General features: G+C 67.3%; 6 protein-coding genes and 1 pseudogene. 5 read left to right on the top strand and 2 right to left on the bottom strand.

The genetic code is table 11. The features are described from left to right. Positions 1 to 862 (top strand): cytochrome c biogenesis CcdA family protein (locus tag Q0X68_RS02170; RefSeq protein WP_297746893.1); only part of this gene is annotated, 862 nt, incomplete at its 5' end. Here the strand turns inward: Q0X68_RS02170 and Q0X68_RS02165 are convergent. After that, positions 828 to 1,952, bottom strand: coding sequence for a hypothetical protein (locus tag Q0X68_RS02165; RefSeq protein WP_297746891.1), 1,125 nt, complete (start codon positions 1,950 to 1,952; stop codon positions 828 to 830). The genes Q0X68_RS02170 and Q0X68_RS02165 overlap by 35 nt on opposite strands. Positions 1,953 to 2,218: 266 nt before the next feature. Between Q0X68_RS02165 and Q0X68_RS02160 the strand changes: the two genes are divergently transcribed. The 3 genes from Q0X68_RS02160 to dinB are packed head-to-tail and all read left to right on the top strand — an operon-like array spanning position 2,219 to position 7,039. Further along, positions 2,219 to 2,485, top strand: a complete 267-nt coding sequence (locus Q0X68_RS02160; protein WP_297746889.1) for a DUF6504 family protein — start codon at positions 2,219 to 2,221, stop codon at positions 2,483 to 2,485. A gap of 1 nt (position 2,486) precedes the next feature. After that, positions 2,487 to 5,891 (top strand): DNA polymerase III subunit alpha, encoded by a 3,405-nt coding sequence (locus Q0X68_RS02155; RefSeq protein WP_297746886.1) that lies wholly within the window; start codon positions 2,487 to 2,489, stop codon positions 5,889 to 5,891. Further along, on the top strand, positions 5,888 to 7,039 hold the full coding sequence (gene dinB, locus Q0X68_RS02150) for a DNA polymerase IV (protein WP_297746880.1): 1,152 nt from the start codon (positions 5,888 to 5,890) through the stop codon (positions 7,037 to 7,039). Before Q0X68_RS02155 ends, dinB begins: the two co-directional genes overlap by 4 nt. 9 nt (positions 7,040 to 7,048) lie before the next feature. On the opposite strand, the gene Q0X68_RS02145 is transcribed toward dinB, so the two are convergent. Beyond that, positions 7,049 to 7,474 carry a DUF3040 domain-containing protein gene (locus tag Q0X68_RS02145; protein ID WP_297746877.1) on the bottom strand — a complete coding sequence of 142 codons (426 nt, stop codon included), beginning with the start codon at positions 7,472 to 7,474 and terminating at the stop codon, positions 7,049 to 7,051. A gap of 181 nt (positions 7,475 to 7,655) precedes the next feature. On the opposite strand from Q0X68_RS02145, the pseudogene Q0X68_RS02140 reads away from it, so the two are divergent. After that, positions 7,656 to 8,902 (top strand): annotated as a pseudogene (locus Q0X68_RS02140) (IS256 family transposase). Positions 8,903 to 8,940: the final 38 nt, after the last annotated feature.

The following is an 8,940-nucleotide window of genomic DNA, read 5'->3' as shown; positions in this document are numbered from 1 at the left end:
AGGTATTCAAGCAGACCATCGATGCGGAGCTGGCGAAGGCAGGATCGTGACGCTCGGTTGGGCGGCCGCCTTCCTCGGTGGGGTGGCGGCTATCTTCAGCCCGTGCTCGGCCATGCTGTTGCCGAGCTTTTTCGCCATCGCGTTTGGCACCCGTAGGGCGACGCTGCTCGGCAGGGTGGGCCTGTTCATGCTGGGCATGCTGCTCACCCTCGTCCCGCTCGGCATGGCCGCAGGGACGCTTGGCTCCATCCTCATCACCCATCGTCACACCATCGCGGTGGTGGGCGGCGTGCTGCTCATCGTCATCGGCGTACTCACCATGGCTGGCGTCTCTATTCCCATGCCGGGGCTGCGCTCGAGGGGCGGGACGAGCGGGCTCGCCGTCCTCGCGCTCGGCGCTGTCTACGGCTTGGCGGGTGCCTGTACTGGGCCGCTACTCGGTGCGGTGCTGACATTCGCCGCAGTGTCTGCCTCGTGGCTGTATGGGGCCATGATGCTCTCCCTCTTCGCCGCTGGGATGGTGGTGCCGCTCGCGCTGCTGGCGCTGTTCTGGGACGCGGGGCGCATGGCGGAGCGGCTGCAGCCGCGCGAGGTCACCGTCGGTCCGCTGCGCACGACGGTGTGGGGCCTTGTGGCGGGCGTGCTCTTCGTCGTGATGGGTGTGCTGTTTCTCGCGACCGACGCCACCGGCGCGCTGGGTGGCATCTTCGACGCGACGCAGCAGCTGCAGCTGGAGTCGACGCTGTGGCGGTGGGCCGAGGCCATCCCCGATGTTGCGGTGCTGCTGGTGCTCGCAGTGATCGTCGGGTTGTTGGCGTGGTGGGCGGTTACGCGTCGCGATCCGGAGCCTCGCGACGAATAGGAGGCATGGTGAAGGCGCGGTTCGTCGGGCGGCAGTCCTCGCCCGTGAGTTCCTCGTGCAGCGCGTAGACGGTGAGCGCTGCGCTCATCAGCTCCGCCCACGGCGCGCCACCGGCGACGCAGGCCGCGCTGGCGTGGTGGGCGCTCGGGGTGGGGCGGTGTAGCCAGCGGCGGGCGTCGTCGGGCGCGAGGCCGGCGTCGATGTTGGGTGTGGCCTGCGTGTAGTCGAGGCGCGTGGCGCGCTGCTCGCCACGGATAGTGCGGATGGGGGCCGGCCCGGTGAGGTCGACGATCTCCGCCGCCGCACCGGGTTCCGCGGGCTGGGCGGCGGGGGTGAGCGCGGGGCGGGGTCGGCGCCAGCGGCCTTGGGGCAGTGCTGGCCGTGCGTCGACGGTGACCCCGCCGGGCGGTGCGGGGCTTCGTCGGACGAACCGCTCGGTGAGGCGGCGTTCCAGCAACGAGATGAGGGCCGACGCGTCTGCCGTGCGGCCCTGCTCGTCGACGAGGCGGTGGCGCCCGAAGATGCGCACGATGGATTGCCGTACCGCGACGAGCGCCGGCGCCTTGCGTGAATCGGTGCCTGCGAAGTGAGCTTCCGCGAGGATGATCGGCGCCATCTTCCCGGCGCGGTCTGCAACGTCTGCCAGCGTGCGGTGTAGCCAGAGCGCTCGACGGTCGTCGGCGCTGGCGGGGGTGTCTGCGGCCTCGACGCCGAAGCGGCGCAGCGCGGCCCACACGCCGTCGAGTTCGTCGACGAGATCGCGCCAGCGTTCCGCTTGGGCTTGGCCGAAGGCGTCGCGGATGGCGTAGTACTGGCCGCCGCGCTCGTCGGGGAGCACCAGCTCAGTGCCACAGGGGAGGAGATACGTCACCGGCGGGGCCGGTTCGAGCGAGAGCCCGAGCGAGCCGAGCGTTCCGGCGAGCGGGCGCCCGGTTTTCTTGAAGAGATCGCGCCACGCGGCGGGAAGCTCGAAGTGGTCGAGCGGAGCGCGCGGGGTGTCGTCGCCGGAGAGCACTACGTCGTGCCCAAGTCTGGCCAGGCGAGCCGCGACGGCCATGCCCGCCAATGTGCTTCCCTCGACGACAATCATGTCGGGCAGTCTATGCGCGAATGCCCTTGAATACGCGAGTTGTCGTGCGCATTGGCCGGCTGACAAGGCGCAATGCTGGAGGTTGACGAATTGTCAGTGGGGGCGCCTATAGTTATACATACCGGACAAGCGTTCGATTACCTTGGGGAAGCTCTAGTCGAGCGCTTTCCGGTTGGGCCACCTCGGCCGGTTGCAGATTCGACCCCTGCAGCCGGCCGAGGTTCCCGGGTCGAGCAACACAATCGAACGTTCCCCGGAAGGCTGCCATGCGTATCTATCAAGAGCCCGTCACCGTACAGTTTCGCGACGTTCCAACCCAGTTCGTCTGGCGCGGGCGTCTGCTGCGTGTGCTCACCGTGCAGACCCTCACGAGAGAATCGTCTCCGTGGTGGCGAAACCCTGCGGCACCAGGTGTCGAAGAGCGCGAGGTGTGGCGCGTCGAAGCCGAGAGCGGGCGTGCCTGGCGTGGTGTCTACGAGCTTGCCCGCACCGTCGGAAACGACGACTGGCAGCTGCAAGGCGTGGAGGATTAGCGTGTTCACCCACCTTGAAGCCTGCTCCAGCTACTCGATGCAGTACGGGGCCTCACACCCCGACGAGCTCGTCACGCGGGCTGCCGAGCTTGGCATGACGCGCGTTGGGCTCACCGATCGCGACGGCCTCTACGGCGCGGTTCGCTTCGCGAATGCATGCTCGCAGGTGGGGGTCGCGCCCATCATCGGGGCAAGCCTCGCAGTGGTTCCTAACGGATGGGCTCCCGCGCGCCGCCCCGCTGCGGTGAAGGGCGGGGCGCTCCGCGACCATCGTCTCCCTCGGGCCACGCTGTGGGCCACCTCGAGGGCTGGGTGGGGGCAGTTATGTGCGCTCATCAGTGCCGCGCACGCTGCGGGTCGTGGCACCCCACGGGTCACCCTAGAGCGCATTGCCGAGCACGTAGCAGGCGGCGACGTGATCGTCGGGCTTGGCGCCGATTCCCCAGCCGGGAGGATGCTGCTCGACGCTCGGTTCGACGGCGCCGTCAACGAAATTCGGCGCTGGCGCGATGCGTTGGCAGGCGGGCTCACCGTCGCGATGACGAACCATCACACACCTGGCCGAGGCATCGCGTCTGCACACCAGGCCGCGGGGCTTGTGCGCGCCGCAGAGCAGGCGGGGGCGCCCGTCGTGGCGACGAACATGGTGCGCATGGCGCGTCCCGAGCAGGCCGCCACCTGTGACGTGCTTGACGCCGCCAGGCGACGAGTGCCGCTGCGGGCCGGCAACATCGACCGCGTCAACGCCGAGGGCTACTTGAAGGGCGAGCAAGAGATGCGCCGCGCCGTCGACGAGGTCGCCCAGCTCGCGGGTGCCAACGCCGAAGCGCTGCTCGCTGCCACCGAGGCACTCGCGGAGCGCTGCACGCTCAGCCCGCGCCACGATATCGGCCTCGGCGAGGTTCGCCTGCCCGAACTCGATACCCTCGGCGCTACCATCGACGACGCACCTCGCGCACTGCGCGCCCGCTGCGAGGCGGGCCTGGCCGCGCGGTACGGCGTCGTCACCCCCGACGCCGCGGCACGGCTCGACGACGAGCTGGCAATCATCGCGGGCCTTCGCTTCGATGCGTACTTCCTGACGGTCGCTGACGTGGTGCAGATGGTGAACGAGATGGGCATTCGCTGCGCCGCCCGCGGTTCTGGCGCGGGCTCGCTCGTCAACTATGCGCTCGGCATCTCCGGCGTCGACCCGATGCGGCACGGACTCCTCATGGAACGCTTCCTCTCACCGCTGCGAAGGGCCTTGCCAGACATCGACCTCGACGTCGAATCCGCGCGCCGCACCGAGGTCTACGACGGCATATTCGAACGCTTCGGCAGCGCCCGGGTGGCCTGCGTCGCAATGCTCGAAACCTACCGAGTGCGGCATGCTGTACGCGACGTCGGTGCCGCGCTCAGCCTTCCCCCGAGCGAGATCGACGCCATGGCGAAAGCGTTCCCGCGCATCCGGGCCCGCGATGCCCGCACCGCCATCCGAGAGCTTCCCGAGCTCCGCAATGCCGGCATGCGGGAGGCGCGCCTCGAGCGGTTGTTCACCCTGGTGGAATCTCTCGATGGGCTGCCGCGCCACGTGGCGCTGCACCCGTGCGGCGTGGTGCTCTCCGACGCCACCCTCGCCACCCGCACTCCGCTCGAGCCCAGCGCTCAGGGGTACCCCATGAGCCAGTTCGATAAAGATGACGTCGAGCACCTGGGGCTGATGAAGCTCGACGTGCTGGGCGTGCGCATGCAATCAGCGATGGCGCACGCACTCGAAGAACTCGAGCGCACCACGGGCAGCGCCCCCAACATCGACGCGCTCGAGCCCTTCGACGACGAGGAGGTGTACCAGATGATCGCCGAGCGCCGCACGCTCGGCTGCTTCCAGATTGAGTCGCCAGGGCAACGAGAGCTCGTCGGCAAATTCGACATACGCAGTTTCGACGACATCGCGATCGACATCTCCCTCTTCCGCCCCGGCCCGGTGAAGTCCGACATGATTACGCCCTTCGTCGACGCGCGCCAGGGCCTGCGCACACCGGAGTTCCTCCACATCGATTTCCAGCCATTCCTCGAAGAAACGTGCGGGGTAGTGGTGTTCCACGAGCAGATCATTCAGCTCGTCGCCGCCGCCACGGGGTGCTCGTTCGCGAAGGGCGACGAGGTCCGTCGTGCACTTGCGGATAGGAACAACCAACACGAGATAGAGCGCTGGGTCCGGCGGTGCGCTAGCGAGCGGGGGTACGCCAGCGAGGTGATCGAGCGCGTGTGGGAGATTCTGGTGTCGTTCGCCTCGTTCGGGTTCTGCAAGGCACACGCCGCCGCATTTGCGCTGCCCACCTACCAGTCCGCGTGGCTGAAGCGGCACCACCCGGCGCATTTTCTGGCCGGCATCCTCACCCACGATCCGGGCATGTACCCGAAACGGCTGCTGCTCGAAGAAGCGCGGCAGATGGGGGTTGCGGTGCTGGGCCTCGACGTCAACGCATCCACCGGAAGCTACCGCGCCGAACGTGTCGACGGCGGCTGGGGCATCCGGCTCTCCCTGGCCGACGTGGCAGGCATTACCGACGACGAGGTGGCGCGCATCGTGGATGCCCAGCCATTCACGTCGGTCACCGATTTCTGGCAGCGCGCGCGTACCAGCCGCACCACCGCCGAGCATCTCACGTTGGCCGGCGGGTTCGACTCGCTCTACGGCATCGGGAATGCAGACGAACTGCGCAGCCACGCGCAGGTAACCCGTCGCGACATTCTGCTCACCATTGCCGACCTCCACGCCGGCACGGGCAAGCAACTGGAAGGCCAAGACGCCTTCACATTCACAGAAGCTGACTGCCTCGACGTCACACCCACGGGCCTGCCTGAAATGAGGACTGACGAGCGCATTCGGGCCGAGCTGGAGGTGCTCGGTCTGGACGCGAGCAGTCACGTGATCACGCGATACCTGCCCTTGCTGCGCGCGCTCAGTGCCACACCTGCACGGCTCCTTGGCAACCAGCGGCAAGGCGCAGAAGTGCTGGTGGCAGGGGTGAAGGTGGCCACCCAGACGCCCCCGGTTCGCTCGGGAAGCAGGGTGGTGTTCCTTTCCCTCGACGATTCCACGGGGGTGAGCGATGCCACGTTTTTCGAGGACGTGCAGGGCCCGTATTCCACGACGGTGTTCAACTCTTGGCTGCTGCTGGTGCGCGGCACCGTCCGGCGCACCGGGCGCAGCGGCGTCTCGCTTCGCGCCACGGGAGCATGGAGCTTGGAGCACCTCTACACGCATTGGCGGGACGCGCACGAACGCACACGCCAACCAGCCGAGGCTATCGCCGCAGTGCACCGCATTATCGACGCCGACCCCGCCAGCTACCACACCCCGCAGCAGAGCACGGCCCGCAAACTCTGGCACTCCAGCCCAGGGAGCATCGGCCGATGATCATCATGCATATCGACATGGACGCCTTCTACGCGTCGGTAGAGATCGCGCGCCGCCCAGAGCTGGCAGCGGTGCCGATGTTCGTCGGAGGCGACGGGCGCGGCGTGGTGCTCTCGGCTAACTATCCGGCCCGAGCCTACGGCATCGGCGCAGGTATGCCGACGAGCAGAGCTAGGCGCTTGTGCCCGGCAGCCCACGTGATTCCGCCCGATTTCGACCGCTACGAGCAGGTATCCAACGGCATCAAAGAGATCTTCTGCACCATCACCGACCGCATGGAAATGGCCTCCATCGACGAGGCCTTCCTCGACCTCACGACGGCGATGCGCCGGCTGGGCGGCAACCCCGTCGAGGTGGGGGAACGCATCCGCGCGCAGGTAATGGACGAGCAGCGCGTGCCTTGCTCCGTGGGCATCGGCCCCAACAAGTTCGTCGCCAAACTCGCATCCAAGCAAGCCAAACCCGACGGGTTGCTGGCGGTGCAGCCGAACGAGGTCGTGAGCTTCCTGCACCCGCTTCCGGTGGAAGCCATCTGGGGCGTGGGGGAAGCGACGGCGAGCAAGCTCCACAAGCTCGGCCTCGTCACCATCCGCGATGTCGCCATGACGAAACGCCAGACGCTGCAGCGGGCGTTGGGCTCGCAAGGAGCACAACTCCTCGACCTCGCCTGGGGCTACGACAAACGCACCGTCATCGCGCGCGAGCCAGAAGAACGCAGCGTCGGTGCGCAAGAGACCTTCCCGTTCGACACCGACGACGAACTCGCCGTCGAGACGGAAATCTTGCGCATGGCCGAGCGCACCGCGTCGAGAATGCGCGCGCAGCAGATGGTGGGCGGTCAGGTCACGCTGTCAGTGCGGTTTGCGGACTTCCAGACGGTGACCCGCACAGGTTCCATACCTCCTACGGACGCCACCAACGCCATCTTTGCTGAAGCGATGCGGCTCTTTCGACGCCTGCATCTGCAGCGGGCGCGTATCCGTCGGGTGGGGGTGCGGGTGGGAAAGCTCACACCGAAAGAAACTGCGTACGAGCAGCCAGCACTGGGCGAACCGGAATACGGGTGGCGCGACGCCGAGGCCGCCATCGACAAGCTCGCGCTCCGGTTCGGGCCGAATGCCGTGCGTCGAGCCAGGCTTGCCAGATGAACGCAGGCGCTACGGCTGTTCGCCGCCCTCCTGGCGCTTTTTCCAGCGCTCTTCCAAACGCTCCATGAAATCCTGGCTCGACGACGGCGCAGACGGTCGCCGTGCAGCAGCGCTGCCGCCACCACCTGCGGTGCGATCACTGTGGCGCTGCGCTGGGTCTGGTTCGCCCTGCACGCGCTGCCAGGAATTGATGCCGACGACGGCTCCCGCCAGCATCACGGCAAACCCTGCGATGCTCACCGCTGGATGAATTTGGATGCCTCCGAGGAGTGCGGCAAGGCCGACGACGAACGCCAGCCCAGCGATTGCTGCGCGGCGACGGTGGATGCGCACTTGGCCGCGTCCGCTGAGCGTGTCAGCGAAACCCGGATCCTCAGCTTTGAGGGAAGCTTCAAGCTGCTCGAGAAGCTTGCGCTCCTGTTCGGATAGCTCCATGCACGACTCCTTGGGAGAGATGTACCGGTCATTGTATGCCGAGTTTGCGTCCGTACCAATCAGTAGAGCCCCCTAGCGTGGTGTAGCGCCCAGGGTGGCTGGTGTCGTCGATGACGGTGGCGCGGTCACCGTGGGATCGTTCGAGTTCACGTTCGAAAGCTCTCTCAAAGGAAGTGCCACGATGACCGCTCCTCATATTGTCGACCCTGCCCGGGTCTGGGCAACCTGCTGGCCGAAGCGTCGCCGGGCATGATGCGTCAGCTTTTGCAAACCATCATCAACGCGCTGCTCTCCGCCGACGCCGACGCGGTGTGCGGCGCCGAATGGGGACAGGCCTCGGCAGGACGGATCGCACAGCGCAACGGCTACCGCCACCGCCGGTTGGACACCCGCGTCGGCACGATCGACGTCGCCGTCTCGAAACTGCGCTCGGGTACCTATTTTCCCGAATGGCTGCTCGAGCGCCGCAAACGTGCCGAGTCCGCGTTGATCACGGTGATCGCGGACTGCTACCTCGCAGGCGTGAGCACGCGCCGGATGGACAAGCTCGTCAAGACCCTCGGGATCGACGGGCTCTCGAAGTTCCAGGTGTCCCGGATGGCGGCCGACCTCGACGAACACGTCCACCAGTTCCGCCACCGCCCCCTCGCGGATGCGGGGCCGTTCACGTTCGTCGCGGCCGACGCGCTCACGATGAAGGTCCGCGAAGGCGGGCGGGTGATGGGCGCCGTCGTGCTCGTCGCGACCGGCGTCAACGGCGACGGCCACCGCGAAGTCCTGGGCCTGCAGGTCGCCACGAGTGAGACCGGGCCGGCGTGGAACACGTTCTTCGCCGATCTGGTCGCCCGCGGCCTGGGCGGGGTCCGTCTCATCACCAGTGACGCCCACGCCGGGCTGGTCGAGGCTGTCGGGGCGAACCTGCCCGGAGCGTCCTGGCAGCGCTGCAGAACCCACTACGCAGCCAACCTGATGTTCCTCACCCCCAAGACGATGTGGCCGGCGGTGAAGGCGATGCTGCATTCGGTCTACGACCAGCCGGACAAGCCGTCGGTCCAAGCCCAGTTCGACCGGCTCCTGGACTACACTAGCGAGAAGCTCCCCGCCGTCGCCGAGCACCTCGAAAACGCGCGCGCGGACCTGCTCGCCTTCACCAGCTTCCCCAAGGACGTCTGGACCCAGATCTGGTCGAACAACCCCGCCGAACGCCTCAACCGCGAGATTAGGCGTCGTACCGACGCCGTCGGGATCTTCCCCAACCGCGACGCCATCATCCGCCTCGTCGGCGCCGTCCTAGCCGAGCAAACCGACGAATGGGCCGAAGGCCGACGCTACCTCGGCCTCGATATCCTCGCCCGATGCCGACTCACCCCCATCCCCACCACCGACACCGTCGAGGAGGACACCCAACCCCTACCCCTGACCGCCTAACGAAGGAAACCGCTACACCACTACAAGGGACTTGACCT

Origin of the sequence: uncultured Tessaracoccus sp. (assembly GCF_947286155.1) — a bacterium.
Classification (GTDB): Bacteria; Actinomycetota; Actinomycetes; order Propionibacteriales; family Propionibacteriaceae; genus Arachnia.
This window is presented reverse-complemented; position numbering and strand designations above follow the sequence as displayed.

Excerpts from the sequence above, each read along its gene's own strand:
- dinB (WP_297746880.1), top strand. The coding sequence starts at position 5,888 with ATGATCATCATGCATATCGACATGGACGCCTTCTACGCGTCGGTAGAG.
- Q0X68_RS02165 (WP_297746891.1), bottom strand. The coding sequence starts at position 1,952 with ATGATTGTCGTCGAGGGAAGCACATTGGCGGGCATGGCCGTCGCGGCT.
- Q0X68_RS02145 (WP_297746877.1), bottom strand. The coding sequence starts at position 7,474 with ATGGAGCTATCCGAACAGGAGCGCAAGCTTCTCGAGCAGCTTGAAGCT.
- Q0X68_RS02160 (WP_297746889.1), top strand. The coding sequence starts at position 2,219 with ATGCGTATCTATCAAGAGCCCGTCACCGTACAGTTTCGCGACGTTCCA.